This is a genomic window from Rhizobium sp. C1, assembly GCF_021026335.1.
GTDB lineage: Bacteria > Pseudomonadota > Alphaproteobacteria > Rhizobiales > Rhizobiaceae > Ensifer_A.
Map to the genome: position 1 here is coordinate 303,138 of NZ_JAJNCY010000005.1, position 25,501 is coordinate 328,638.

Annotated in this window: 21 protein-coding genes and 1 pseudogene; 2 read left to right on the plus strand and 20 right to left on the minus strand. The window is 63.3% G+C overall.

The genetic code is table 11. The annotated features are described in order from the left end of the window. The first annotated feature begins 5 nt into the window (after positions 1 to 5). Positions 6 to 500, plus strand: a complete 495-nt coding sequence (locus tag LQK83_RS13425; protein ID WP_230837905.1) for an RES family NAD+ phosphorylase — start codon at positions 6 to 8, stop codon at positions 498 to 500. A gap of 24 nt (positions 501 to 524) precedes the next feature. Here the strand turns inward: LQK83_RS13425 and LQK83_RS13430 are convergent, their stop codons facing one another. Next, positions 525 to 1,910, minus strand: coding sequence for a glycoside hydrolase family 28 protein (locus tag LQK83_RS13430; RefSeq protein ID WP_230837906.1), 1,386 nt, complete (start codon positions 1,908 to 1,910; stop codon positions 525 to 527). Positions 1,911 to 2,153: 243 nt separating this feature from the next. On the opposite strand from LQK83_RS13430, the pseudogene LQK83_RS13435 reads away from it, so the two are divergent. Continuing rightward, positions 2,154 to 4,428: pseudogene (locus LQK83_RS13435) on the plus strand (FdhF/YdeP family oxidoreductase). 51 nt (positions 4,429 to 4,479) lie between these two features. On the opposite strand, the gene LQK83_RS13440 reads toward LQK83_RS13435, so the two are convergent. The 19 genes from LQK83_RS13440 to LQK83_RS13530 all read right to left on the minus strand — a co-directional run bounded on the left by LQK83_RS13440 (position 4,480) and on the right by LQK83_RS13530 (position 25,080). Beyond that, entirely contained in the window at positions 4,480 to 5,619 is a 1,140-nt protein-coding gene (locus LQK83_RS13440) for a siroheme synthase family protein (protein WP_269065552.1), read from the minus strand. Continuing rightward, positions 5,591 to 8,248 (minus strand): nitrate reductase, encoded by a 2,658-nt coding sequence (locus LQK83_RS13445; protein ID WP_230837907.1) that lies wholly within the window; start codon positions 8,246 to 8,248, stop codon positions 5,591 to 5,593. The genes LQK83_RS13440 and LQK83_RS13445 overlap by 29 nt, the downstream gene beginning before the upstream one ends. Before the next feature lie 300 nt (positions 8,249 to 8,548). After that, the gene (gene nirD / locus LQK83_RS13450; RefSeq protein ID WP_230837908.1) at positions 8,549 to 8,887 is read right to left on the minus strand and encodes a nitrite reductase small subunit NirD; all 339 of its coding nucleotides are present in this window, start codon (positions 8,885 to 8,887) and stop codon (positions 8,549 to 8,551) included. Between the two features lie 4 nt (positions 8,888 to 8,891). Continuing rightward, entirely contained in the window at positions 8,892 to 11,354 is a 2,463-nt protein-coding gene (gene nirB / locus LQK83_RS13455) for a nitrite reductase large subunit NirB (RefSeq protein ID WP_230837909.1), read from the minus strand. A gap of 5 nt (positions 11,355 to 11,359) precedes the next feature. Further along, a complete protein-coding gene (locus LQK83_RS13460) occupies positions 11,360 to 12,157 on the minus strand; it encodes an ABC transporter ATP-binding protein (protein ID WP_230837910.1) in 798 nt (265 codons plus the stop codon). A gap of 11 nt (positions 12,158 to 12,168) precedes the next feature. Then, positions 12,169 to 13,068, minus strand: a complete 900-nt coding sequence (ntrB, locus tag LQK83_RS13465) for a nitrate ABC transporter permease (RefSeq protein WP_230837911.1) — start codon at positions 13,066 to 13,068, stop codon at positions 12,169 to 12,171. Between the two features lie 96 nt (positions 13,069 to 13,164). Beyond that, positions 13,165 to 14,463, minus strand: coding sequence for a CmpA/NrtA family ABC transporter substrate-binding protein (locus LQK83_RS13470; protein WP_230837912.1), 1,299 nt, complete (start codon positions 14,461 to 14,463; stop codon positions 13,165 to 13,167). Between the two features lie 340 nt (positions 14,464 to 14,803). After that, positions 14,804 to 16,069: a CmpA/NrtA family ABC transporter substrate-binding protein gene (locus LQK83_RS13475; protein ID WP_442966753.1), complete on the minus strand. Its 1,266-nt coding sequence runs from the start codon at positions 16,067 to 16,069 to the stop codon at positions 14,804 to 14,806. 27 nt (positions 16,070 to 16,096) lie between these two features. Next, the gene (locus LQK83_RS13480; protein WP_230837913.1) at positions 16,097 to 16,696 is read right to left on the minus strand and encodes an ANTAR domain-containing response regulator; all 600 of its coding nucleotides are present in this window, start codon (positions 16,694 to 16,696) and stop codon (positions 16,097 to 16,099) included. Then, the gene (locus LQK83_RS13485; RefSeq protein WP_230837914.1) at positions 16,693 to 16,995 is read right to left on the minus strand and encodes a hypothetical protein; all 303 of its coding nucleotides are present in this window, start codon (positions 16,993 to 16,995) and stop codon (positions 16,693 to 16,695) included. Before LQK83_RS13485 ends, LQK83_RS13480 begins: the two co-directional genes overlap by 4 nt. Before the next feature lie 153 nt (positions 16,996 to 17,148). Further along, positions 17,149 to 17,496, minus strand: a complete 348-nt coding sequence (locus LQK83_RS13490) for a DUF3088 domain-containing protein (protein ID WP_230837915.1) — start codon at positions 17,494 to 17,496, stop codon at positions 17,149 to 17,151. A 114-nt stretch (positions 17,497 to 17,610) separates the two neighbouring features. Next, complete coding sequence (locus LQK83_RS13495) at positions 17,611 to 18,648, minus strand: phosphatase PAP2 family protein (protein WP_230837916.1); 1,038 nt, start codon at positions 18,646 to 18,648, stop codon at positions 17,611 to 17,613. Positions 18,649 to 18,830: 182 nt separating this feature from the next. Next, positions 18,831 to 19,613, minus strand: a complete 783-nt coding sequence (locus tag LQK83_RS13500; protein WP_230837917.1) for an SDR family NAD(P)-dependent oxidoreductase — start codon at positions 19,611 to 19,613, stop codon at positions 18,831 to 18,833. A 4-nt stretch (positions 19,614 to 19,617) separates the two neighbouring features. After that, positions 19,618 to 20,466 carry a fumarylacetoacetate hydrolase family protein gene (locus LQK83_RS13505; protein WP_230837918.1) on the minus strand — a complete coding sequence of 283 codons (849 nt, stop codon included), beginning with the start codon at positions 20,464 to 20,466 and terminating at the stop codon, positions 19,618 to 19,620. Beyond that, positions 20,466 to 20,891: a cupin domain-containing protein gene (locus LQK83_RS13510; RefSeq protein ID WP_230837919.1), complete on the minus strand. Its 426-nt coding sequence runs from the start codon at positions 20,889 to 20,891 to the stop codon at positions 20,466 to 20,468. Before LQK83_RS13510 ends, LQK83_RS13505 begins: the two co-directional genes overlap by 1 nt. 191 nt (positions 20,892 to 21,082) lie before the next feature. Next, positions 21,083 to 21,481: a RidA family protein gene (locus LQK83_RS13515; RefSeq protein WP_230837920.1), complete on the minus strand. Its 399-nt coding sequence runs from the start codon at positions 21,479 to 21,481 to the stop codon at positions 21,083 to 21,085. Continuing rightward, complete coding sequence (locus tag LQK83_RS13520) at positions 21,471 to 21,890, minus strand: acyl-CoA thioesterase (protein ID WP_109855025.1); 420 nt, start codon at positions 21,888 to 21,890, stop codon at positions 21,471 to 21,473. Before LQK83_RS13520 ends, LQK83_RS13515 begins: the two co-directional genes overlap by 11 nt. 81 nt (positions 21,891 to 21,971) lie before the next feature. Further along, a complete protein-coding gene (locus tag LQK83_RS13525) occupies positions 21,972 to 22,757 on the minus strand; it encodes an SDR family NAD(P)-dependent oxidoreductase (protein WP_230837921.1) in 786 nt (261 codons plus the stop codon). Positions 22,758 to 22,764: 7 nt separating this feature from the next. Further along, a complete protein-coding gene (locus LQK83_RS13530) occupies positions 22,765 to 25,080 on the minus strand; it encodes a bifunctional salicylyl-CoA 5-hydroxylase/oxidoreductase (RefSeq protein ID WP_230837922.1) in 2,316 nt (771 codons plus the stop codon). Positions 25,081 to 25,501: the final 421 nt, after the last annotated feature.

The following is a 25,501-nucleotide window of genomic DNA, read 5'->3' on the forward strand; positions in this document are numbered from 1 at the left end:
GCGCGATGCGATTTCAGGGCACCATCTATCGGGCGCTGAACCCGGTCTATGCCCGCGAGCCCCTGTCCGGCCGCGGCGCCGCACTCTATGGCGGGCGTTTCAATAGGAAAGGAACGCCGGCGCTCTATACGTCGCTGTCCATCATGACGGCACTGAGGGAGGCCAATCAGGTCGGCAGCCTGCAACCGACAACACTCGTGTCCTATGATGCGGACATCGAGCCCGTCTTCGACAGCCGCGATGATGCTGCGCTCCGCGCCCAGGGTATGGATGCCGCGGGCCTGACCGATCCAACCTGGCGCGACCAGATGAACAAGCGCGGCGAGGCCGACACGCAATGCTTCGCCCGCAGGCTGTTGGAGGCCGGCTATCATGGCCTTCTGGTGCGCAGTTTCGCAGCGGGCGCAGGTCTCGGCGATCTTAACCTCGTGCTCTGGCGCTGGGGGCCGGATCTGCCCGCCCGCCTGATCCTCATCGACGACGAAAACCGTCTGGGTTGACGGCGTCGCCCGCATTCACACAGGTCATTCGCCGCCGGTTTTCGGAAAGGCTGCCCAGTGTGCGGCGCAATCCATCGGTGCGCCCCCGGCCTGCTTCAGAACAAATCCGGGCGGGGTCGGCGACACGCCGCCGGCGCCGGCGGAAAGCTGGGCGTTCTCGATCTGCCATTTCGCGTCCGGCCCGAAGCGGACCCCGTCGAAGGCGACCTTCAGCGGATGCGCCGCATCCAGGCCGCGCAGCACGAGCGTGCCCCCCGCGCCGGTGACATTGCGCAGGCTGATATTCTCGAACACCGGGATGTCGCCGCCGCTCGCCTTGTCGTCATAGCGCGTGTCGAAATCCACCGGCTTCCTGTTGCCGCGCAGGCAGACGTCTTCGTAGCGCACGTCGCTCACCAGCCCGCCGCGGCTGGCGTCGCTCTTGATGCGCAGGCCCGAGGTGGTGCCGTCCAACGTGACGTTGCGGACCAGAATGTCACTGACGCCTGCATTGGTCTCGCTGCCGATCGACAGGCCGTGGCCCCAATAGAAGTGATCGTTGAGGATCGAAACATGCCGCGTCGGGCCCTTGCCGGCCTTGATGGCGATATTGTCGTCGCCGGTGCGGATAAAGCTGTGCGCGATGGTGATGTCCTCAGACGCGCCGGGATCGATGCCGTCGGTGTTGCGCGCATCGGCCGGCGTGTCGATCCTGATGCCCCAGAAGGTTGCGCCTTTGACATCGTTGAGCGCAACATGAAAATTGGCCGCGTTGCGCAGGGTGATCCGGTAGAAGGTGAGGTCGCGGGCATGATCGGCCTCGATCAGCCGGGGATTGTTCTGCTTGCCGTCCTCCTGCTGGGCCCGGCGGGCAAGCTGCCACCAGGTTTCGTGCGTCCCGGCCATTGCCGCGCCGCCCTGCCCGTCGATCGCGCCCTCGCCGACGATGCCGCCGCCCCGCGTGCCGTCGAAGGTGATGAAGGCCGCGCAGCCATTGCCCTTTCGGCCGATCGTACCGCAGGTGTTCGATCCCTTGTCATAGGCGCGTGGATCGGCCACGGCTGTCAGTGTCAGCCCGCGATCGATCCACAGGGTCACGCCGGATTTCATGTCGAGCGGCCCGCTGAGAAACCGCCCGCCCTTTCCACTGTCAGACACCAACCGCACCGCGCCGCCCGCGCCGCATTGATCGATCGCCGCCTGCAAGCGCCGCGTCTCCTCGCTCCAGCGGCCGTCTGCCGAGGCTTGAGATGGCGACAGGCTGGCGCAGACGCGGGCGGGCATGGCGGGTTCGGCGACAGGGCGGCGATCCTCGGCATGAAGCGGCGCGACCGGAAATGCGCCGGCCAGCAGCAGGCCCGCAACCAGCAGAGATGAGGTCGGGCGGCCAAGGGCCGCGGAGAAGAGAGCGGAGCGAAGGACAAGATGCATACGGGATGTTCCCCAGAAGCTGGATAGACGGGAATGAAGGACGGTTTCGCCTTCAGTCTCACACGCAGGATCAAGGCAATTTTCGGGCCGCCGCCCCGTCGGGGCGCCGTGACAGCCGCTGCGGAATTCTCAAGCGCCGTGAGTCGGCGGGAACTTCCGAAGGGAACTTTCCCTTCGGGTACGTGTTCGAGATTTCGTGCCCCTGCGGGGCAGATCAGCCGGAAACCGAACAGGGAGAGACAGATGCCTGACGACAGGACGGTTCGCTATGACGGCCCCGCCGGGGGCTGGGGGCTCGCTGAGGGGCATCGCACGGATTTTCGGCAAGGAATGGAATACACCTGCGGTCATGGAAACGCTGGCCCGGCAGAACAAGCCGGGCGGGTTCATGTGCGTTTCCTGTGCGTGGACGAAACCCGCCAACCATCACGCCTTCGAGTTCTGTGAAAACGGCGCCAAGGCCACGCTCTGGGAACTGACGACGCGCCGTTGCACGCCCGACTTCTTTGCCGAGCATACCGTGACCGAACTGCAGGGCTGGAGCGATTACGATCTGGAGCAACAGGGGCGCCTCACCCATCCGCTGCGCTACGATCCGGTCAGCGACCGCTATCTCCCCTGCTCCTGGCAGGAGGCTTTTGAAGGGATCGGGCTGGAATTGCGGGCGCTCGATCCGGAAAGCGTGATCTTCTATGCCTCCGGTCGCGCCAGCCTGGAAACCGCCTATTGCTACGCTCTCTTCGCCCGGCTCTATGGCTCGAACAATCTCCCCGACAGTTCCAACATGTGCCACGAAACGACCTCCGTTGCGCTGAAATCGGTGATCGGCGCGCCGGTCGGCACCTGCATCCACGAGGATTTCTCCAAATGCGATGCGATCTTCTTCTTCGGCCAGAACACGGGCACCAACAGCCCGCGCTTCCTGCATGACCTGGAAGACGCGGTGAAACGCGGCTGCCGCATCGTCACCTTCAATCCGGTGCGCGAGAAGGGTCTGGAAGCCTTCATCAACCCGCAGAACCCGGTCGATATGTTGACCGGCCACGAGCTGCGCATCTCCTCACTCTATCTGCAGGTCCGCGCCGGTGGCGATATTGCCGCGCTCATGGGCCTGATCAAGCATGTTCTCGCCTGCGATGACGATGCGAAGGCGGCGGGCCGCTCCGTCCTCGACCGCGATTTCATCAAGCAGCACACCGCCGGCTTCGAGACCCTGGAGGCGAAGGTTCGCGCCACATCGTGGGGCGAGATCGAGGCCGAATCCGGTCTCGCCCGCGCCGATATCGAAGCGGCAGCCCGGATCTATGTCGAGGCCGAACGCACCATCGGCATCTACGGCATGGGCCTCACCCAGCAGGTCAACGGCTTCGAGAATGTCGCGATGTTCGTCAATCTCCTGCTGCTGAAGGGCAATATCGGCCGCGAAGGTGCCGGCATTTCGCCCGTGCGCGGCCATTCCAACGTGCAGGGCCAGCGCACCGTCGGCATCTCGGAGAAGCCGGAACTTGTACCGCTGGACAAGCTCTCCGCGATGTATGGTTTCGAACCGCCGCGCAAGAAGGGCATGAACACCGTGGAGGCCTGCGAGGGTATCCTGCAGGGCAAGGTCCGGGCCTTTATCGGCCTCGGCGGCAATTTCGTCCGCGCCATTCCGGAACGTGAAGCGATGGAAACCACCTGGCGCGGCCTTCGTCTCACCGTCCAGATCGCCACGAAGCTCAACCGCAGCCACCTGATCAATGGCGAGGCGGCCTATCTGCTGCCCTGCCTTGGCCGCTCCGAGCGCGACGAACAGGCAGGCGGGCCGCAGACGGTGACGATGGAGGACAGCCTTAGCTGCATTCATGGCTCGGTTGGGCACCGGACCCCGGCGAGCGAACACCTGCTCTCGGAGATGGCCATCGTTGCCGGCATGGCGAAGGCCACGCTGTCGCCCAATCCCAGGGTGGATTGGGACGGATGGACAGGCGACTACGCGCGTGTGCGGGACCTCATCGAAGAGACCTACCCCGAGCAGTTCCACGATTTCAACAAGCGCCTTTTCACGCCCGGCGGCTTCTATCGCGGCAACAGCGCGCGCGAACGGATCTGGAAAACGAAAAGCGGCAAGGCTGAGTTCACCACCCCCGCCATGCTCTCCGCGACCGGTTTCGAGGATCGTCCCGGCCGCTATAGGCTGATCACCCTGCGCAGCAACGACCAGTTCAACACCACGATTTACGGTTTCGAGGACCGGCTTCGCGGGGTCAACGGCTCGCGTGACGTGTTGCTGATCAGCCCGGAGGAGATGCGGCACCGAGGCCTCGAGGCGGACCAGATCGTATCCCTGGTCAGCGATGCCGAGGATGGTGTCGCGCGGAAGGTCACGGGGCTGAAGGTGCTTCCCTTCTCACTCCCGCGCGACTGCGTAGCCGGCTATTATCCCGAGCTCAACCCGCTAGTGCCGCTTTCCCATCACGACAAGCAGTCGAAAACGCCGGCCAGCAAGGCCGTTCCGGTGCGGATCGTGGTGGACTAAGCGGCGGCGTTTCTTTTCGGTACAGCGGGGGTCGCGTTTCCCTGACAAACCCTAGCGGCCGGCCGGCCTGACAGCCGGCAAGGCGGCCGCAGAGGCGAAAACTGCTGCATCCGGCTGACCGAGCGACGCGGTGGCGGGGCCGTGGGCGCTGATCCCTGCAATGACAACCACGCTGAGGCCCTGGCGCTCCAGACGCGCGATGTCTGTGCCCGTGCCGCGCGCCTGCAGCGGATCGCCCGGCATCAGCCGCACGACCCGCTTTCCTTCGCGCGCAAAGCGCGCAACGGTCTCGATCGCCTCATCCCGGCCATTCTGTCGGCCGCCCGTGTCTCCCACGAGGAAGCGCTTGGCTTCCCGTCGCGCCAGTTCCAGCACATCGCGGGAAACGCCCTCATCGAAAAGGATGACATCGGCAGCCTGAAGCGCACGCATCGCCTTCAGCGTCAGAAGTTCGGCATCGCCCGGGCCGGCACCGACCAGCGTGACGCGACCGGCGGGCGGCGAAGCGGCGATCCGCTCTGCCACGGCAAGCAGGTCTTCCGCCTCGTTATCCGCCGGAAGCCGGTTTGCGCCCATGCAGCGATCGACGAAGCTCTCCCAGAATTTGCGGCGTGGCTGGCCGGGCGCAAGGCGCAGATTGACCGCCTCGCGGAGCTGGCGGGCAAGTGCGGCCCAGTCCTTCAAAGCCGGCGGCAGCAGCGTTTCGATGCGCTGGCGGATCGCCTGCGCCAGGATCGGTGCCGCGCCATCGGTGGAGATCGAGACGATGACCGGCGAGCGGTTGACGATGGAGCCGAACTGGAACTGGCAGAAGCCCGGCTTGTCGATGACATTGACCGGAACGCCCGCCGCGCGTGCCGCGCAGAAGAAGGCGCGAGCCTCGTCCTCCCCCTCGCAATCGCCGAGGGCAAGGCTCGCGCCTTCAAAGACGCTGATCGACCAGGGCTGCGGTTTCAGCGAAACCTTCCCTTCGGCAATCAACGCCTGCATGGTTTCGCTCACATCGTGTGGCTCGCAAAAGACCTCGACCCTCGCACCGCAGGCGGCGAGCAGCTCGGCCTTCCAGGCGGCGGCATCCGATCCGCCGGCCACCACGACGCGCCTGTCGGTCAGCGACCAGAAGACCGGCAGCTTGGCGAGCGGCGCGATGCGCTCGGCACTGTCACTCGGCGGCAAGGACTTGCGTCGCATCGATGATCCTCCTGATTTCCGGGCGGCAGGAGCCGCAATTGGTGCCTGCATTGAGGCTTTCGCCGACCTTCTCGACCGACCAGCAGCCCTCGCGCACAGCGCAGGCAATCTCGTTGATCCCGACCGAGAAGCACGAACAGACGATGGCGCCCTTGTCCGGTCGCCCCGGAGCCGGTCGCCCGGCGGTGAGCAGGAAACGGGCGGACATGTCGGCGTGGCTAACGTTCAGTTGTTCCACCGCCCATTGCCGCGAGACTGCGACCGGGCCGCGCGAGACGAAAAGTGCCGCCAGAAGCCGGTCGCCTTCAAAGACGAGCAGGCGATGGTCGCCGCTTGCTGCATCGGCATAGCCCGAGACCTCAACCGAAGCAGGAAGCGCCAGACTTTCCCGCAGCCATGCCTCCCAGCCCGCTTCCGGCGCGCCGCCTGCAAGCTCCAGCCGATAGCCACCCTCGGTTTTTGCGATGGCCCAGTAATCGAAGGATAGGTCGGCCGGCCTGACCGACGAAACGAGAAAGCCATGCGCCGCGGGAGCATAACGGGCGACTGAAACAGCGGCCTGTTTCAGAGCCGGCTGGCCGGAAACGGGATCGACGCGGCCGGGCACCAGCGTATCGACCCGCGCGGCGGCGGCGGTCTCGCCGGTCCAGTGCATCGGCACGAAGACCGCGCCTTGCGCCTGCCGCTCGGTCAGCAGCGCGCGGACGATGACCGTGTGGCCGGCGGGCGACGTGACCGTGACGAGATCTGCATCGGCAATCCCGAGTGCCTGTGCGTCGAGTGGATGGATTTCGCAGAACGGTTCGGCGATGTGGGCGGAGAGCCGCGCGCTCTTCGCGGTTCGGGTCATCGTGTGCCAATGATCGCGGACGCGGCCGGTGTTGAGCGTGAAGGGGAAGGCTTCGTTTCGTGCCACGGGAGCCGGCGGGGTGACAGGCACGAAACGCGCCTTGCGGTCCGCGTGATAGAACCGTCCATCCGCGAAGAAGCGCTTGCGGGACGGCGCGCCCGCCGGCTGCGGCCATTGGAACGGAATCAAGGCGTCATATCCCGCCGTGTCGATCTCCGCGTAGGCGCCGATATCGAAATCCCGGATGCCGTCGTTCTCATAGGCGGAGAGGGCTGCGTGCTCGGCGAAGATCTCCGCCGGCGAAGCGAAGTCGAAACCCTGCACAAAGCCCATGCGCTTGCCGACTTCGGCCATTTGCCACCAGTCGGGCCGCGCTTCGCCGGGTGCGGGCAGGAACGGCCGCTGGCGGGAGATGCGGCGTTCGGAATTGGTGACCGTGCCCGACTTCTCGCCCCAGCCGGTGGCGGGCAGGAGAACATGGGCAAGGCGGGCGGTGTCCGTGTTGGCCAGAATGTCGGAAACGACGACGAAGGGGCAGGCCTTCAGCGCCGCGCGCACGGCATCGGCATCCGGCATCGAGACGACCGGGTTGGTCGACATGATCCAGATCGCCTTGATCCGCCCATCCGCGACCGCCTCGAACATGTCGACGGCCTTGAGGCCCGGCTTGTCGGCGATCACGGGCGCGTTCCAGAAGCGCTGCACGATGTCGCGATGCGCGGCATTGCCGATCTCCATGTGGGCGGCCAGCATGTTGGCAAGGCCGCCGACCTCGCGGCCGCCCATGGCATTGGGCTGGCCGGTCAGCGAAAACGGCCCCATGTCGGGCCGGCCGATGCGGCCGGTCGCAAGGTGGCAATTGATGATGGCATTGACCTTGTCCGTGCCCAGGGCCGACTGGTTGACGCCCTGGCTGTAGCAGGTGACCGTCTTTTCGGTCTCGGCGAAGAGCTTGAAGAATTGCCGCAGGAGCATGCCCGAAACGCCGGTTGCTTCGGACAACTGCGCCATGCTCAGCCGGGTGGCCGCCATCAGCGCTTCGCTGAAACCGCTGGTGTGCTCGCCGATGAAAGCCTCATCCACGTGGCCGTTATCAACGAGATGATGGAATAGCCCGTTGAACAACGCCACGTCGCCATCGGCGCGGACCGAAAGATGCAGATCGGCGATGTCGCAGGTCGCGGTTCGGCGCGGATCGATCACAACGATCTTCATCGCCGGGCGGGCCACCTTGGCTGCGACGAGACGCTGATAGAGGACGGGATGGCACCAGGCGGTGTTGGAGCCCGTGAGAACCACGAGATCGGCAAGCTCCAGATCTTCATAGCAGCCCGGCACGGTGTCGGAGCCGAAGGCGCGCCTGTGACCGGCCACGGAGGAGGCCATGCACAGCCTTGAATTCGTGTCGATATTGGCCGAGCCGATGAAGCCCTTCATCAGCTTGTTGGCGACGTAGTAGTCTTCCGTCAGCAATTGACCCGAGACATAGAAAGCGACTGAGTCCGGGCCGTGCTCGGCGATCGTATCCTTGAAACGCCGCGCGACGAGATCAAGGGCGTCTTCCCAGCTTGTTGTTTCGCCGTGAACCTGCGGCGCAAGCACCCTCCCCTCCAGATCGAGCGTTTCGGCCAGCGCCGAGCCCTTGGAACAGAGGCGGCCGAAATTCGCCGGATGCTCCGGGTCGCCCTTCACGCTGACCTTGCCGTCATCCTCGATGCGGGCAATCACCCCGCAGCCGACGCCGCAATAGGGGCAGGTGGTGCGGGTTTCAGTGGGCATTGTCTCTTCCAATCCGGGGTGAGGCACCCCCCTCTGTCAGCTTCGCTGACATCTCCCCCTCAAGGGGGGAGATGGGGGAGGGCACGACGGTCGCTCTCCCTCCCCCTTGTGGGGAGGGTTGGGGAGGGGCCTTTCTTTCCGCCGGCTCAGCGCTTGTGATAAAGACCCCCTCTGGCTGCCGCCATCTCCCCCACAAGGGGGGAGACGGCATGCGGCGCGCGCACCATGCAATCTCCCCCCTTGAGGGAGAGATTTCCGGCAGAACAGAGAGGGGTAGGCTAGCCGCCATCTGCATCCTCATCACTCCGCCGCCACGAGCGCCGCAGCCTCGAACGCAATCGAAAGCTGCCCATCGATATTCCTCACCGGGATCGTCCGCACCTCGCCCTCATCCGCGCCCAGCGCCCTGCCGCTTTCCAGCGAGATGACGAAGTTGTGCAGCGGGCAGGTCACGGCCCTGCCGTGGACAATGCCCTGGCTGAGCGGCCCGCCCTTGTGCGGGCATTGGTCCTCGATGGCGAAGACCTCGTTTTCGGCGGTGCGGAAGACGGCGATCTTGCCGTCCGGCGTCTTCACGCAACGCGCCCCGCGCAGCGGAATGTCGTCGATATGGCCGATGGCGATCCAGTTTGTCGTCATGATCTCACTCCGCTGCCTGATGGAAGCCGACGGCGGCCATCGGCTTGAACTCGTGCTTGTCCTTGCCGGAGACGCGCTCCGACCAGGGGTCGACCTGCGCGAATTTCTGGCTGAAGACGAAGCGCTCGTAATAGGCGCGGCGTTTGTCGTGATCCTCCATGATCTGACGGCGGATCTCGTCATGGCCGATGCGCTTCGCCCATTTGTAGATGCGCTCCAGATAGCGGGCCTGCTCGCGATACATCTGGGTGAGCGCCACGATATGCTCCAGCGCCTCGTCCTCGGTCTTGACGAGCCCCAGAACATCGGTCCCCTTGATGTCGAGACCGGCAGCGCCCGCGAAGTGGATCTCGAAGCCGGAATCCACGCAGATGACGCCGATGTCCTTGCAGGTCGCCTCCGCGCAGTTGCGCGGACACCCGGAGACGGCAAGCTTGAGCTTCGCCGGCGTCCACGAACCCCACATGAATTTCTCGATGCGGATGCCGAGCCCGGTCGAATCCTGTGTGCCGAAGCGGCACCAGTCGGAGCCGACGCAGGTCTTCACGGTCCGCAGCCCCTTGGCATAGGCCTGACCCGACACGAAACCGGCCTTGCCCAGATCGGCCCAGACGGCGGGCAGGTCTTCCTTTTCGACGCCGAGCAGGTCGATGCGCTGGCCGCCGGTGACCTTCACCATCGGGATTTCAAACTTGTCGACCACATCGGCAATGGCGCGCAGCTCAGCCGCGCTCGTCACGCCGCCCCACATGCGCGGCACGACCGAATAGGTGCCGTCCTTCTGGATATTGGCGTGGACGCGCTCGTTGATGAAACGCGACTGGTAGTCGTCGGCATATTCGTCCGGCCAGTCGCAGACGAGGTAATAGTTCAGTGCCGGGCGGCACTTGGCGCAGCCGCAGGAGGTCTTCCATTCCAGCTCCTGCATGACGGCGGGGATGGACTTCAGGCCCTTGGCCTTGATCAGCCGGCGCACATCGTCATGACCAAGTTCGGTGCAGGTGCACATGGGCGTGACGGCTGCCGGATTATAGGCATCGCCGAGCGTCAGTGACATCAGCTGCTCGACCAAGCCGGTGCAGCTGCCGCAGGAGGCGGACGCCTTGGTATGGGCCCGCACGCCGTCCAGCGTCGTCAGGCCCTTGGCCGTGATCGTTGAGGTGATCTTGCCCTTGCAAATGCCGTTGCAGCCGCAGATTTCCGCATCATCCGGCAAGGCTGCAACGGCCGCCATAGGGTCCAGCGGAGCACCCCCCTGGAACGACTGGCCGAAGATCAGCGTGTCGCGCATGGCGGAAATGTCGGTGCCCTTCTTCTTCAGGTCGTTGAACCATGCGCCATCCGAGGTTTCGCCATAGAGAACCGTGCCGATGATGCGGTTGTCCTTGATGACGACGCGCTTGTAGATGCCGGCAGTGGCATCGCGCAGCACGATCTCTTCGCGATCGTCGCCATCGGCGAAATCCCCCAGCGAGAAGAGGTTGATGCCGGTCACCTTCAATTTGGTCGGCGTGTCGGAATGGACGAAGGCGGGCTTTGTATCGCCGGCGAGATGCGCGGCGGCCACGCGGGCCATTTCGTAGAGCGGCGCGACGAGGCCATAGACCATGCCGTCGACTTCGGCGCATTCGCCGACCGCGAGGATGTCACCATCCGAGCTCTGCATGCCGGCATCGACCACGATGCCGCGATTGACCGCAAGGCCGGCGTCCTTGGCGAGACCGGCATTCGGCCGGATGCCGACGGCCATGACGACCAGTGTCGCCGGGATGATCGTGCCGTTATCGAGCTCGATGCCCTCGACGCGATCCGTGCCGATGATGCGCTTGGTATTGGCCTTGGTGATGACCTTGATGCCGCGTTCCTCGACCGCCTTTTGCAGGAGATAACCGGCGGCTGGATCGAGCTGGCGCTCCATCAGCGTGGGCATGACATGCAGCACGGTCACGTCCATGCCGCGAAGCGCAAGGCCGGCGGCGGCTTCCAGACCCAGCAGGCCGCCACCGATGACGATCGCCTTTTCGCGCGATTGCGCGGCGAGCAGCATGGCGTCCACATCGTCGAGATCGCGATAGGTGATGACACCCGGCAGGTCCTTGCCGGGAACCGGGATGATGAAGGGAACCGAGCCGGTGGCGATCACCAGCTTGTCATAGCTTTCCGTCACGCCATGGTCGGAGGTGACGGTACGGGCCTGCCGGTTGATTTCGACGATGCGATGGCCCTTGTAGAGGGTCACGTTGTTTTCGATATACCAGCCGTCGCCATGGATGATGATATCCTCGAAGGTCTTCTCGCCTGAGAGAACCGGCGAGAGCATGATGCGGTCATAGTTGACGCGCGGCTCGGCGTTGAAGATCGTGACGTCGTAGAGGCCGGGGGCCTGTTCGAAGAGATGCTCCAGCATGCGGCCGGGGGCCATGCCGTTGCCGATGATGACGAGTTTTTGGGCCCCAAGATTGGTCATGAAGCTTACTCCGCGGCTTCGACGAAGCGGTGGCGTTCGTAGAGGAACTTCAGCACGGCTTCGCGGGATTTGAGATAGGTGCGGTCGGCGGAGAGCGCGATGCGGTCGCGCGGTCGCGGGATCGGGACGTCCAGAACCTCGCCGATGCGTGCGGCCGGTCCGTTGGTCATCATGACGATGCGGTCGGAGAGGAGAACTGCCTCGTCCACGTCATGGGTGATCATGATCATCGTGTTGCCCAGACGCGCATGGATTTCCATCACCGCGTCTTGCAGATGGGCGCGGGTGAGCGCATCGAGTGCGCCGAAGGGCTCATCCAGCAGAAGGATCTTCGGCTCCATGGCGAGCGCCCGGGCAATGCCGACACGCTGCTTCATGCCGCCGGAGATTTCGGCGGGGCGCTTGTCCTTGGCATGGGCCATCTGCACGAGATCGAGATTGTTCATCACCCAGTCATGCTTCTCGGTCTTGCTCTTCTTGCCGGCAAAGACCTTGGAGACGGCGAGATTGACGTTTTCGTAGACGGTGAGCCAGGGCAGGAGCGAATGGTTCTGGAACACGACGGCGCGTTCCGGACCTGGCGCATTGACTTCGGTGTTGCCCAGCAGGATTGCGCCGGAGGTGACGCGGGTGAGACCGGCGATCAGGTTCAGCAACGTCGATTTTCCGCAGCCGGAATGGCCGATGATGGAAACGAATTCGCCCTTCTCGATGGTGAGCGACACGTCCTTCAGGACGTCGGTGCGGACACCGCCACGCTCGAAGCTCTTGTCGATATGGTCGATCTTCAGATAGCTCGTCATGATGGCCTCCCTCAATTGCTGCGCGTGACGATGGTCCCGACAAAGGCAACGAGCTTGTCGAGGATGAAGCCGGTGACGCCGATATAGACGAGCGCCACGATGATGTCGGAGAGGCGCGAGGAGTTCCACGCATCCCAGATGAAGAAGCCGATGCCGACGCCGCCGGTCAGCATTTCGGCCGCCACGATCGCCAGCCACGAGAGGCCGACGCCGATGCGCAGGCCGGTGAAGATGTAGGGCGCTGCGGCCGGAACCATGATGCGGAAGAAGAATTCGAGCTGGTTGAGGCGCAGTACGCGGGCGATGTTGCGGTAATCGTCCGGAATGTTGCGCACGCCGACGGCGGTGTTGATGATGACCGGCCAGATCGAGGTGATGAAGATCACGAAAATGGCCGAGGGGTTGCTGTCGCGGAACGCGGCGAGCGACAGCGGCAGCCAGGCAAGCGGCGGTACGGTGCGCAACACCTGGAAGATCGGATCGAGCCCGCGCATCGCCCAGACGGACTGGCCGACGACGGCACCAAGAATGACGCCGACAAAGGCGGCAAGCCCGAAGCCGATGGCGACGCGCTCCAGCGAGATCAGCACGCGCCAGGCAAGACCGATATCCTGCGGCCCGTTGTTGAAGAAGGGCGAGGTGATCAGATCGGCGCTGTCGGTCCAGATCTGCGAGGGCGCCGGCAGGCTGGCGCCCGGATGCGAACAGGCAATCTGCCAGACGCCGAGGATGATCAGAACCACGACAAGCGGCGGCACGATGTTACGCGCGGCTGCGGCCAGGATGGCTTGCGGACGGAACGTGCTGCGCATGGGTTTCGGCAGCGCGACAACCGTCGCCGTCGTCATCACAGGCTCTGTCAGGGGCTTGGCCTCAGACGCGGGTTGGGCCTTGCGGGCAGTGGCGGTCATGGGTTTCTTCCTGTTTCGGTGTCAGTCGCGTGGTTCGTTCGGATGAAGGACCCGCCCGCTGCGAGGGGAAAGCAGCGGGCGGGGGCCGCATGGCCGTCAGGCCACGGCTTTGATCTTCAGGCTGTCGAGATAGGCCTTGGGGTTTTCCGGATCGAAGACCTTGCCGTCGAAGAAGGTCTCTTTCCCTCGCGACGTGGAGGTCGGAATGTCGGCGGCGGCCACGCCCAGATCCTTGGCGGCGGCGCGCCACAGATCTTCGCGGTTCACCTTGTCGACCAGCGACTTGATGTCCGTGTCGGGTGCGAACTTGCCCCAGCGGATATTCTCGGTGATGAACCAGGCGTCGTGGCTCTTGAACGGATAGGAGGCTTGGTCCTTCCAGAACTTCATTTCGAGCCCGGTATTCTCGACAACGCGGCCGTTGCCGTAATTGATATTCCCCTTGAGGCGGCCTGCGACGTCCTTCGGCGGCACGTTGAACCATTGCCGTTTGCCGAGGATCGTCGACATTTCGTCCTTGTGGTCCATGCCGTCGGCCCAGATCTGGGCCTCCATCACGGCCATCAGCAGAGCCTTGGCCGCGTTCGGGTTCTTCTCGACCCAGTCGGTGCGCAGGCCCAGCGCCTTTTCCGGATGCTTCTTCCAGATTTCGCCGGTGGTGCAGGCGGTGAAGCCGATGCCCTGGTTGACAAGCTGCTCGTTCCACGGCTCGCCCACACAGAAGGCGTCCATGTTGCCGACCTTCATGTTGGCGACCATCTGCGGCGGCGGCACGACGATGGTGGAGACGTCCTTGTCCGGGTCGATGCCGCCTGCGGCGAGCCAGTAGCGAAGCCAGAGATCATGCGTGCCGCCGGGGAAGGTCATGGCGACCTTGACCTCGCCGCCCTTCGCCTTCTTGGCCGCGAAGGCCTCTTTCAACTTGGAGGCGTCGAGCTGCACGCCGGTCTGCGCATATTCCTGCGCGACCGAAATGCCCTGGCTGTCGAGATTGAGGCGGGCGAGGATCGACATCGGCACCGGCACGTTGTTCTGCGTCACCTTGCCGGTGGAAATGAGATAGGGCATCGGGGTCAGGATATGCGCGCCGTCGATGCCGTTGGCCGCACCGCCAAGTACGAGATTGTCGCGCGTCGCGCCCCAGGAGGCCTGCTTGATGACCTCGACTTCCGTGAGACCGTATTTGTCGAAAATGCCCTTTTCCTTGGCGATCAGCAGCGGCGCTGCGTCAGTCAGCGCGATATAGCCGAGCTTCACGCCTTTGACTTCGGGGCCTGCCGATTGCGCGAAGGCGCCGGAGGGGAATGCCATTTTGACTGCGCTGATCAGCGCTGCGGCGGATGTGACCTTCAAGAGATCGCGGCGGCCGATACCTGTTCCTGTCGTCTTCGTCATTGTTTTCGGTCCCTCTGGTGATGTGACGGAGATGCGGAAAAACAAAAAACGCCGCTGGTTGGTGCAACGGCCGGATGGGAGGATCCGGTGTGCAGAACCAAGCGACGTCTATGTCTCTGGTGAGCGCGCTTCAGGCGCTCTTGTCTCCGGTCGCCGTTGACCGGATGTGAATAGAAAAGCAAACCGCGTGCCAGTTTCGCAGTGATGGCCTTATCACGCTGGAATCGCGGCCGATTTTCAGTCCGGCCCGCTGCCTTGCCTCCCGGCGACACACGCCGGATAGCGACCAATATTTCGGCAGTCTTGTCTGTTTGCGTATTTTTTGTGCAGCGCAGCGCAATCAGGCATCGTGCGCGGCAAGCGGCGGAGCGGCGTCCGTTCGCACCGGAAAGCGAGCCACATATGCCGCCATGTCTGCCGTGTCGAAGGGCTTGCCGTCCATGAAGGCGGAGAGCATTTCGGCCTCCTCCGTGGCATCCGGAGTCGAGGCTTCCGCTCCCAGCGCATTGCGATAAAGGTCCGGCCGATAGGCGCTCTCTGCCTTGGCCCGATTGTCTCCCGAAAATTCTGCCTGCCCCCAGCGCATCATCTGGCTGTAGATCCAGAGTGCCTGGTGCGGGCGCGGGTAGTTTGCCGCGCCGCGATGGAAGAGGAAGTAATCCGGAATGATCCGTTTATTGCCACGGGCGTCGAGGTGGAATTCGCCGTTGAGCACGCGGCGGATGATGTCACGCGGTGCCTGGATGTAGGGCGCGGAACTGAGGATTTCCGCCAGATGGTCGTGATTGCCGGGCTCGTCGCACCAGCGCGCGGCGCGGTCGAGCGCGACGATGAGGCGCGAGACCGTATCGGCATTCGCCTCGGCCCATTCGGGGCGCAAGCCGAGCACCTTTTCCGGCGCCAGCGGCCAGATATCCTGTTTCGCCGCCACGATCCGGCCGGTTCCGCGCTCGGACGCGACCATGTTCCAGGGCGCGCCGACACAGAAGCCGTCGATGGCGCCAGCGGCCAGTGCATCCGAGGTCAGCGGCGGCGGCACGACGACAAGCTTCACATCCCGGTCCGGATCGATGCCGCCGGCGGCAAGCCAGTAGCGGAATTCGTAATTATGCGAGGAGAAGGGATAGGTCATGCCGAGCGTCGGCGCGGCTTCGCCGCGGGCGCGCATATCGAGAAGAACTGCGGCCAGCGCCTGCGCATTGGCAAGCGCGCTCGCGTCGTCGGGCAGGCCGGTGAGGATCTGCATCCGCTCGAAGATGCGGGCCGACAGCGTGATCGCATTGCCGCCGCGCCCGAGCGAGAACGGCGTGATGGTGGGCGACGGATTGGAACCCAGCCCCAGCATGGAGGCGACCGGCATGGGCGACAACATATGGGCGATATCGAACTGGCGGAAGGCGAGGCGGTCGCGTACATTCGCCCAGGACACATCGCGCACGAGATCGAGCTTCAGGCCTTCCTTCTCCGCAAAGCCGAGTTCGGCGGCCACGATGAGGATCGAGGCATCCATTAGCGGGATGAAGCCGGCGCGGAGCGTTTTCTGCTCACGCGTCACGCGTGGCGGGGCGGCGGAACCGAGCGCGCTCATGGAAAACATCTCACTCATCGCGGTTTCTCCGGATCGCGTCGCCCATCACAACAGCAGCCCCGCTGCGGTGACCACGCTCTGGGCGATATCGGCGATCTTCTTCTTCTCATTCATGGCGCTCTGGCGCAGGAGCGCGAAGGCTTCCTCTTCGCTCAGGCCCCGCATTTTCATCAGAATGCCCTTGGCCCGCTCAATGACCTTGCGCTCTTCCAGCGCGTTGCGGGCTTCCGCGAGTTCGCGCTGCAGGCGGCTGAAGGCGTTGAAGCGGCTGACCGCCATGTCGAGGATCGGCTTCACCCGCTCCTTCTTCAGCCCGTCGACAATATAGGCCGAGACGCCCGCATCGACGGCCGCTTCGATGGAAGCCGTGTCGGAACTGTCAACGAACATGGCGATCGGCCGCGAAACGCTTCGGGTCAGCTGGAACATATGCTCCATCATGTCGCGGTTCGGGCTTTCGATATCGATGATGATGACATCGGGTTGTAGCGTCTCGATCAGGCGGGCGACGCCCTGCACCTCATGGATCACCGTGACCTTGCGATGGCCGGCCTCGGCCAGTCCTTCCTCAATGATCGAGGCGCGGATCGCGTTCTCGTCGATCACCAGGATCGTCAGATCGGCGGATATTCGCGAGCCGCTCAATGCATCGTCCCGACGACATAGGAACCGAAACTGGTTGCCGCCGCCAGCAGCGACCAGCGCGAGGCGATCCAGCGATCCGCAAGCAGTGCGACCGCCAGGCCGCAGATGAAAAGCGCCGCGCCGGTCAGCGGCGTTCCATCGGTGAACAGCAGGGCGATGGCGCCGAGAAAGATGGTCGATCCCATGGCGATCCTGGCCATTTCCGCTCGCGAGAGGGCGCATTGCGCCTGATAGGCGGAGGCGAAGCTCGACCAGCTCAGCGCAACCGCGACGCATAAAAACGGCAGATAGATGGGCACTGTGGTCTCTCCAGTCATCTGGAAAGAGGCAAGCAAACACCGTGCCAGCAGAAGTGCCCTTGCCGCAAGGGCTGACGCAGTGGTCAGGCTAAACAAAGCATGCATATTGCCTAATATTTAGGCAATATGCATATCCGCCTGCTTGCCGGGCATTCAATGCGAATAGGGAATGCCGTAGCGCTCGGCCAGCAATTCGCAAAGCCGGTCGATATTGCTGACAAAGCATGTTTCGCCATGGGCCAGCGCATCGGCGGGCGCGGTGGCCGGATCAGCGAAAATCAGAACCGGAAGCCCCTGATTTTCCTCGCCGATCCGCTCGATCACCGCCGGGCGCGGCCGGGCGAAGGGGACGCGCATCACATCGACCTTTTCAGTCAGTTCGGGAAAGGTGGCCAGCAGACCTTCCACGATGTTGCATTGCGGGCAGTAATAGAGCCTGTCCGGCGAGAGCTTGGTATCCGGAAAACCGGGCGTAATGAGAATGAGAAGATCGCGGGCCATCAGTCATGCCTTTCCAGATGTGAAGCGAGCGCCAAAGCTGGGCGTCTTATGAAGTGCTGCCGGATAAATGCAAGGGGTGCGTGGGCCTGCAGGCCGCCTCGGCTCCGGGCACGGTCAGGTGCGGGCTGGCGGCAGCAGCGGCAGGCCGAGGATGCGGCTGGTCACGATCCAGAAAATGCTCACGGCGACAAGCGAGACATCGCCATCGATGGCGTAATGCCAGCCGCTGTAAACCGAGCCATATTGAATGATGACCGCGTTGGTCCAGCCAAGGACGGCCCAGCGGCGACCGAAGCCGGTCATGTACCAGGCCGAGAGTGTGGCGACGGCGACATGGACACTCGGAAACGCCGAAATTCCCGTCGCAAAGCCAAGCTGCTTGCTCTGGTAGGAATCGAGAAGATAGTTCGAATAGGTGAGAATATCGCTGATATAGGGATTTTCGAGAAGGGCGGGTTTCAGACGCGTGAATTCCGGCGCATGGGGATAGAAGTCCATGTAGAAGATCGGACCGACCGAGGCAAAGAGCGTCGCAACGAGGGTTCCCATCACCGCATAGACGAAAAACAGGCCCCACGCATAGCGATGCAGCGTCCGCCCCTCAACAAACAGAAGCCCGCCGAGCACGCCGAAAAGAAGCAGGCCCGGCCACACGCGGGTGTAGAAGAAGTCGATCAGCAGACCTGCCTGTGGCGGTAGTTCATGAAAGGCGCGCCAAGCGTTGCGGCCGTAGACCGCCTTGTCGATGGCGGCGAAATAGGGATCCGCGTAATAGGGGACGATATTCGGAATATTGACCTTATAGGTCGAGTAGGCGCTGATACCGAGAACGAGCAGCGTCAATCCGCAGATGATCAGACTTCCTTTCCGCCGCAGCTTTTCCAGGATGAAATCGAGCGGCCGGCGTGGGGATTTCACCACCGCTTCCACGCAGAGCGCGAGCAGGAGGCAGGCCAGCGAAAAGACGAGCATTTCCTGGCTTGTCAGCAGCACCATGCGCCAGAACAATGCCGGCCAGATCATTCCCGCCATGAGCGTGTAGATGCTGGCGATGGAGAAAAAGGCTGCCCACGAGGGTTCCGAAACGGCCTCGCTGCGCCCCTGCTTCGCGGCGCTCGCAATATCCGCCCTGAAAAATCCTGTCGAGAGCATGCCCGCCTCGCGTAAAGCCATGAAATAGCGCAGGCTATCTTTTGCCGAATGACGGTTACGATTTGCTGAAGGCAACCCACTAAAATTCGGCAATTTTTCCGCGCTGCGGCGGCGTTACGAAAAAAGGCCGGCATGTTTCTTCACGCCGGCCTGAGCGATGATGGAAGCGCGTATGCGTCGGCTTATTCGGAGAATATCCCCGTCTCTGTCGCAACGCGCCTGTAAGCCGCGCCGGCCGTAAAGCCGCCGTCGATGACGAAGTCTTCACCCGTGATGAAGCTCGACGCATCGGAGGAGAGGAAGAAGACGAGATCGGCGATCTCTTCCGGCTTGCCGGGGCGCTTCAGCGGCGTGATACCGATCATCGGCTTGAGGTGCGGGCTCGATGCATTCAAGCCCGTGACGACGAGGCCTGGGCAGACGGCGTTGACGCGGATATTCTTCGGCGCCAGCTCCATGGCAGCACTCTTGGTCAGGCCGCGAAGCCCCCACTTGCTGGCCGTATAGGCCGGGTCATAGTGGCCGGAATAGCCGCTGTTGGACGAGATGTTGACGATCGCGCCGCCACCGGTTTCCGCCATCAGCGGGTTTGCCGCCTGGATGCCGAGGAATGAGCCGGTGAGGTTGACGCGCAGCACGCGTTCCCAGGCTTCCAGCGATGTGGTCTCGACCAGCGTCCGGTTGATGATGCCGGCATTGTTGACGAGCACGTCGAGACGGCCCTTCCACGATTTCGCCAGATCGATGACGGCGGCCCAGCTGGCCGGATCCGTCACGTCGAGACGAATGAAGCGGGCGTCACGGCCCGCCTTCGTCAGCTCCGCCGCCAGCGCCTCGCCCTCGTCCACGAGCACGTCGGCGATAATGACGGCCGCACCCTTCGAGGCGAAAAGGCGGACTTCCGCCTCGCCTTGGCCCCGCGCTCCGCCGGTGACGATGGCCAGCTTTCCTTGAAAATCGCTCATGGCTTTAGTCCCTCGCTGCGATCGTGCGTTGCGTCTGGTCGCCCAGACCCTGGATGCCGAGCGTCATGACCTGGCCCACCTTCAGGAAGACCGGCTCCGGCTTGATGCCGAGACCGACGCCGGGCGGCGTGCCGGTGGCGATGATGTCGCCCGGCTCCAGCGTCATGAACTGGCTGATATAGCTCACCAGATGGCGCACGCCGAAGATCATGTTGGCGGTGGTCCCGGTCTGGCGGCGGACGCCGTCGACATCGAGCCAGAGCGAAAGGTTCTGCGGGTCCGGCACCTCGTCGCGCGTCACCAGATAAGGTCCGATCGGGCCGAATGTGTCGTGGCTCTTACCCTTCGTCCACTGGCCGCCGCGCTCCGACTGGAAGGCGCGCTCGGACACATCGTTGACGACGCAATAGCCGGCGACATGGTCGAGCGCCTTGTCCTCGCTGACATATTTCGCCCGGGTCCCGATGACGATGCCGAGTTCGACTTCCCAGTCGGCCTTGACGGAGTTGCGCGGAATTTCCACGTCGTCATTCGGGCCGATGATGGCGCTGGTTGCCTTCATGAAGAGGATCGGCTCTTCCGGCGGGGCCTTGCCGGTTTCCTTCGCATGGTCGCTGTAGTTGAGGCCCACGCAGATGAACTTGCGCGTGCCGGCAACGCAGGGACCGATTCTGCCGGGGGAAACCTCCGGCAGGCTTTTCAGGTCGGCGGCTGCGATGCGGGCGAGGCCGCTATCTGAAAGCACGTCGCCGCCGATATCGGCGACAAGGCTAGACAAGTCGCGGATCTTGCCGTCGCTATCCAGAAGGGCGGGCTTCTCGGCACCCGCCGGGCCATGGCGCAGGAGTTTCATCAGGCGCGCCGGAAGCCGACGAGAATGGAATCGTCCACGTCCGGCAGGTTGATGACGATATTGTCCGGCGTGCGCGTGGTCATCCAGACCAGCTCTTCCGTCGTCGACATGTTGACTTCGATATGCGGCCAGTAGGGCGGCACGAAGATGAAGTCGCCCTCTTCCATGTCGAGATATTCCTGCCAGTTCTCGCCGAAATAGATGCGCGCCTTGCCCTTCAGCACATAGCCGCCGGTCTCGGCTTCGCCATGGTGATGCGGATAGGAGCGATAGCCCGGATCGTTGGACACCTTGCCGAACCAGATCTTGGTGGCGGGCGTGTGCTGCGGGCCGACGCCCGAAATGCGAACGCAACCGCCGGACTGGCCGGTATTCTGGTCTTCCTGACCCTTGCGGGTGATGACGGGCATGACTTTATTGGACATGGTTTCCTCCTGGGATTTGAGTGGTTCAGGCACTTCCACGGGGATGGAATTGTTTGTTTCTGGCATTCAAGAAAGGCCCCTCCCCAACCCTCCCCACAAGGGGGAGGGAGAGTGACCGCGGTGCCTTTTTCCGCCTCCCCCCTTGTGGGGGAGGTGGCGGCAGCCGGAGGGGGAACCTCTCCCTCCATTCCTCAATCCGGAACGACAGCGAGCGCCTGGATTTCGATCTTGGCTCGGTCTTCCATCAGCGCGACGACCTGCACTGCGGCCATCGGCGGGAAGTGGCGACCGATGATCTCGCGATAGACCGCGCCGAGCTCCTTCATGCGCGACTTGTAGGCGTGACGATCCGTGAAATACCAGGTCATCTGGATCAGATGTTCCGGCTTGGCGTCAGCCTTTTCCAGAACGCTGACGATATTGATTAGCGTCTGGCGGACCTGATCGACGAAATCGTCGGAATGGAACAGGCAATTCTCGTCCCAGCCGACCTGGCCGCCGACCTGCACGATGCGGCCGCGCGCGGAAATGCCGTTGGAATAGCCGACCGGCTTTGCCCAGCCATCGGGTTGAATGATTTCATGCCGCATCTTTTTGCTCCAGATAGCGAGTGAGGCCAGCGCGGATATCGTCCGGCCAGGCGCGGGATTTGTGATCTTCGGTGGAGGTCAGAACGATGCGCTGGCGCACTGTCCAGATCATGTCCTCGCCGACGCGGACATCGGTCTCGAGGTCGAGCGACGAACGGCCGATGGCGCGGACATGGACCGAGAAGTCCAGGACGTCGCCGTAGACGGCCGGCTTGATGAATTGCAGGTTCATGGTCACGGTCGGCAGGCCGAGACGCCGCTCGAACATGATCTCCTTCCAGGTGATGCCGAAGGAGGCAAACATCGCCTCGTTGACGTCCACCAGATAGGACAGATAGGCCGGGTGATAGGCGATCCCGGTCAGATCGCAATCGCCGAAGCGCATCGGCTTGGATATCTTGAATGGCATCTCATTCCCTCTTCTTATTCCTTCGCAATTCCGGACGAAAAACCGCTCGACACTTTTTCTGGAATTGCTTTCATCTTCTCGTCAGCCCGCCAGCACTTCGCCACCGGCGACCGCGATGGCCTGGCCGTTGATTGATTGCGCTGCCGGCCCGCAAAGCCAGGCGACCGTGTCGGCCACCTCGTCCGGCTGAACCAGCCGTCCCTGCGGATTATGTTTCGTGAATTCGCCCAAAGCGGCCTCCGCCGTGCGGCCGGTCTTGGCGACAATGGCCTCGACCGAACGGGCGATGATCGGCGTGTCGGTAAAGCCGGGGCAGACGGCATTCACCGTCACGCCGCTCTTCGCCAGTTCCAGCGCCAGCGCGCGGGTCAGTCCGACAACGCCATGCTTGGCGGCGCAATAGGCCGAGACATAAGCGTAGCCCGTCAGTCCGGCAGTCGAGGCAATGTTGACGATGCGCGCGCCCTTGCCAAAGGCTTTCAGGTCCGCCAGCGCCGCTTTCGTCACATGGAACACGCCCGTCAGATCGACGCCGATCACCTTTTCCCAGAGATCGAGTTCGGTCTTTTCGAACGGCGCGCTCGGGGCCTCCCCGGCATTGTTGACGAGGATCGAGACCGGGCCGAATTTCGCGCGGGCTTTTTCGAGACCGACCGCAATCGCCCCGATATTCGTCACATCGAAACCGGAAAGGGCGAACGCGTTATCAGCACCCAGTTCCTGCGCCAGCGCCTCCAGCGGCTCGGCCCGCCGTCCGGCCAGCGTCAGCAGCGCGCCTTCGCCCGAAAGCCTGCGGGCAATGGCCGCCCCGATGCCGCTGCCGGCACCGGTGACGAGAACGTGCCTGTTTTCAAGCGATCCGGCCACGTCAGCCTCACTTTGCCGGTGTTGCCGCACGGGCGAGGTTCGCCTCGTACTGATACTTGCCCGACATGTACTGCTTCGGCCACGCGACGTTCTTCAGGCCGATCTTGGCCGCCTCGTGCAGCGCCCAGGCGGGGTCTGCGAGATGCGGACGGGCCACAGCGCAAAGGTCGGCGCGGCCGGCGGCGATGACGGAGTTGGCATGGTCGGCCTCGGAGATCGCGCCCACCGCAATGGTCGGAACATGGATCTCGTTGCGAATCTTGTCGGAGAACGGCGTCTGGAAGAGTCGGCCATAGACCGGCTGTTCTTCCTTCCACACCTGGCCCGACGAGCAGTCGATGAGGTCAGCACCCGCATCCTTGAACATCTGCGCGAAGATCGCCGCATCCTCCGGCGTATTGCCGCCTTCGAACCAGTCGTGGCAGGAGAGGCGCACCGAGATCGGCTTGTCGGCAGGCCAGACTTCGCGCACGGCGCGGAACACTTCCAGCGGGTAGCGCGCCCGGTTCTCGTGGCTGCCGCCATATTCATCCTCGCGCTGGTTGGTCAGCGGCGAGAGGAAGCTGGAGAAGAGATAGCCGTGGGCGGCGTGGAATTCGAGCCAGTCGACGCCGGCTTCCGCCGCACGCTTCGTGGCGGCGACGAAATCGGCCTTGACGCGGTCCATGTCGGCCCGGTCCATCGCCTTCGGCACCTTGCTGTGCTTGAGGTAAGGCAGGGCCGAGGCCGAGATGAGCGGCCAGTCGCCGCTCTCCAGCGGCTGGTCGATACCTTCCCAGGCCACCTTGGTCGCGCCCTTGCGGCCGGCATGGCCGAGCTGCATGGCGACCTTGGCATTCGAATTGCCATGGACGAAGGCGACAAGCCGCTTCCAGCCTTCCATCTGCTCATCGTTCCAGATGCCAAGGCAGCCGGGGGTGATGCGGGCATCGGGCGACACGCAGGTCATTTCGGCGAAGACGAGACCCGCGCCGCCGAGCGCACGGCTGCCCAGATGCACCATGTGGAAGTCATCGATCAGACCGTCCTTGGCCGAATACATGGCCATGGGCGAGACGACGATGCGGTTCGGCAGCGTCAGGCCGCGCACCTTGTAGGGCGTGAACATCGGCGGCAGGCAGCGTTCGCCTTCCTTGACATTGAGGCCCTGCTTGGCCGCAAACCAGCGCTCGTAACCTTCCAGCCACGTCTTGTCGCGCAGGCGCAGGTTCTCGTGGCTGATGCGCTGCGAGCGGGTCAGCATGGAATACATGAACTGTTCCGGCTCCAGCGTGTCGGCATAGCGATGGCCGACGACCTCGAACCATTCCATGGCGTTGCGTGCCGCATTCTGGATGCGGGCAACGTCGACGCGGCGGATTTCCTCGTAGGTCTCAAGAACGCCGGGGATTGCATCCTTGCCGTGGCCGGCGATGTTGAACTGGTTGGCGAGTTCGATCGCGTCGTCGATGGCGAGCTTGGTGCCCGAGCCGATGGCGAAATGCGCGGTATGGGCGGCGTCGCCCATCAGCACGACATGCGAATTGCCGTTGAAATGGCTCCACTTGCCGCAGATCAGGCGGCTGAAATTCAGCCAGGCCGAGCCGCGCATGTGGCGGGCATTCGTCATCAGCGGCGAACCTTCCAGCGTTTCGGCAAAGAGGTTTTCGCAGAACTTGATCGACTCGTCCTGCGACATCTCGCCGAGCTTGTGGGCCTGATAGGCCTCTTCGGTCGTCTCGACGATGAAGGTCGAGGTCTTGTCGTCGAACTTGTAGATATGCGCCTGGAACCAGCCGTGATCCGTCTTGCGGAAATCGAAGGTGAAGGCATCATAGAGCTTGTTGGTGCCGAGCCAGATATAGCGGTTCGGGCGCACCACCATGTCGGGCTGGAAGATCTCCGCATATTTGTTGCGGATCTTGGAATTGAGACCATCGGAGGCGATGACGAGGTCCGCGTCCGGGAAATCGAGGTCGCTGTCGACATCCGTCTCGAACTTCAGCTCGACGCCCAGCGCCTCGCAGCGGGCCTGCAGGATGTTCAAGAGCTTCTTGCGGCCGATGCCGACGAAGCCGTGGCCCGAGGTGCGCTGGCGCGTGCCCTTGAAGAGGAGTTCGATATCGTCCCAATGGTTGAACGAGTCCTCGATCTCGGCAGCACTCTCCGGGTCCCAGATGCGCATGGACTGCATGGTCTGGTCGGAGAAGACGACGCCCCAGCCGAACGTGTCATAGGGCCGGTTGCGCTCGACCACGGTGATGTCGTGGGCGGGATGAAGCTTCTTCATCAGAAGTCCGAAATAGAGGCCGGCCGGGCCTCCGCCGATGCAAACGATGCGCATGTGTCGTTCCCTTCATTCCAGAAATTATTTTAAGTTTAAAATATCGAGAGATGCTTTAAGCGTCAAGGAAAAAATGGGCCACTGACAGCGTGTCGCAACGATTTCTTCAAGCCGTTGAAAAACAGCTGTTTTCGCGTCCACAGGGCGGGGCTCCTTCATCTCCCCCTGGGGAGAAGATGTCCGAAGGACTGATGAGGGTTTTTTCTCATGCAAGTCTGCGGAAAGGCCCCCTCTGGCCTGCCGGCCATCTCCCCCACAAGGGGACCGTTGCAAAATTCGGGTGATGTGATTCACTTGTTTTGCAGCGGTTTGGAGAGGATGCGATGTCGGTTCGAGGGTCTGGGCAGTTCAGTTTTGTGGATGCGCTGATGCCGCAGGGCGGTGGAGGTCGTCTGGAGCGGCTTTCGGGTCTGGTGAAGTG

Coding starts and splice junctions, on each gene's coding strand:
- LQK83_RS13425 (WP_230837905.1), top strand. CDS start 6: ATGCGATTTCAGGGCACCATCTATCGGGCGCTGAACCCGGTCTATGCC.
- LQK83_RS13430 (WP_230837906.1), bottom strand. CDS start 1,910: ATGCATCTTGTCCTTCGCTCCGCTCTCTTCTCCGCGGCCCTTGGCCGC.
- LQK83_RS13440 (WP_269065552.1), bottom strand. CDS start 5,619: ATGCGACGCAAGTCCTTGCCGCCGAGTGACAGTGCCGAGCGCATCGCG.
- LQK83_RS13445 (WP_230837907.1), bottom strand. CDS start 8,248: ATGCCCACTGAAACCCGCACCACCTGCCCCTATTGCGGCGTCGGCTGC.
- nirD (WP_230837908.1), bottom strand. CDS start 8,887: ATGACGACAAACTGGATCGCCATCGGCCATATCGACGACATTCCGCTG.
- nirB (WP_230837909.1), bottom strand. CDS start 11,354: ATGACCAATCTTGGGGCCCAAAAACTCGTCATCATCGGCAACGGCATG.
- LQK83_RS13460 (WP_230837910.1), bottom strand. CDS start 12,157: ATGACGAGCTATCTGAAGATCGACCATATCGACAAGAGCTTCGAGCGT.
- ntrB (WP_230837911.1), bottom strand. CDS start 13,068: ATGACCGCCACTGCCCGCAAGGCCCAACCCGCGTCTGAGGCCAAGCCC.
- LQK83_RS13470 (WP_230837912.1), bottom strand. CDS start 14,463: ATGACGAAGACGACAGGAACAGGTATCGGCCGCCGCGATCTCTTGAAG.
- LQK83_RS13475 (WP_442966753.1), bottom strand. CDS start 16,069: ATGAGTGAGATGTTTTCCATGAGCGCGCTCGGTTCCGCCGCCCCGCCA.
- LQK83_RS13490 (WP_230837915.1), bottom strand. CDS start 17,496: ATGGCCCGCGATCTTCTCATTCTCATTACGCCCGGTTTTCCGGATACC.
- LQK83_RS13495 (WP_230837916.1), bottom strand. CDS start 18,648: ATGCTCTCGACAGGATTTTTCAGGGCGGATATTGCGAGCGCCGCGAAG.
- LQK83_RS13500 (WP_230837917.1), bottom strand. CDS start 19,613: ATGAGCGATTTTCAAGGAAAGCTGGCCATCGTCACCGGCGGAGCGCGG.
- LQK83_RS13505 (WP_230837918.1), bottom strand. CDS start 20,466: ATGAAACTCCTGCGCCATGGCCCGGCGGGTGCCGAGAAGCCCGCCCTT.
- LQK83_RS13510 (WP_230837919.1), bottom strand. CDS start 20,891: ATGTCCAATAAAGTCATGCCCGTCATCACCCGCAAGGGTCAGGAAGAC.
- LQK83_RS13515 (WP_230837920.1), bottom strand. CDS start 21,481: ATGCGGCATGAAATCATTCAACCCGATGGCTGGGCAAAGCCGGTCGGC.
- LQK83_RS13520 (WP_109855025.1), bottom strand. CDS start 21,890: ATGCCATTCAAGATATCCAAGCCGATGCGCTTCGGCGATTGCGATCTG.
- LQK83_RS13530 (WP_230837922.1), bottom strand. CDS start 25,080: ATGCGCATCGTTTGCATCGGCGGAGGCCCGGCCGGCCTCTATTTCGGA.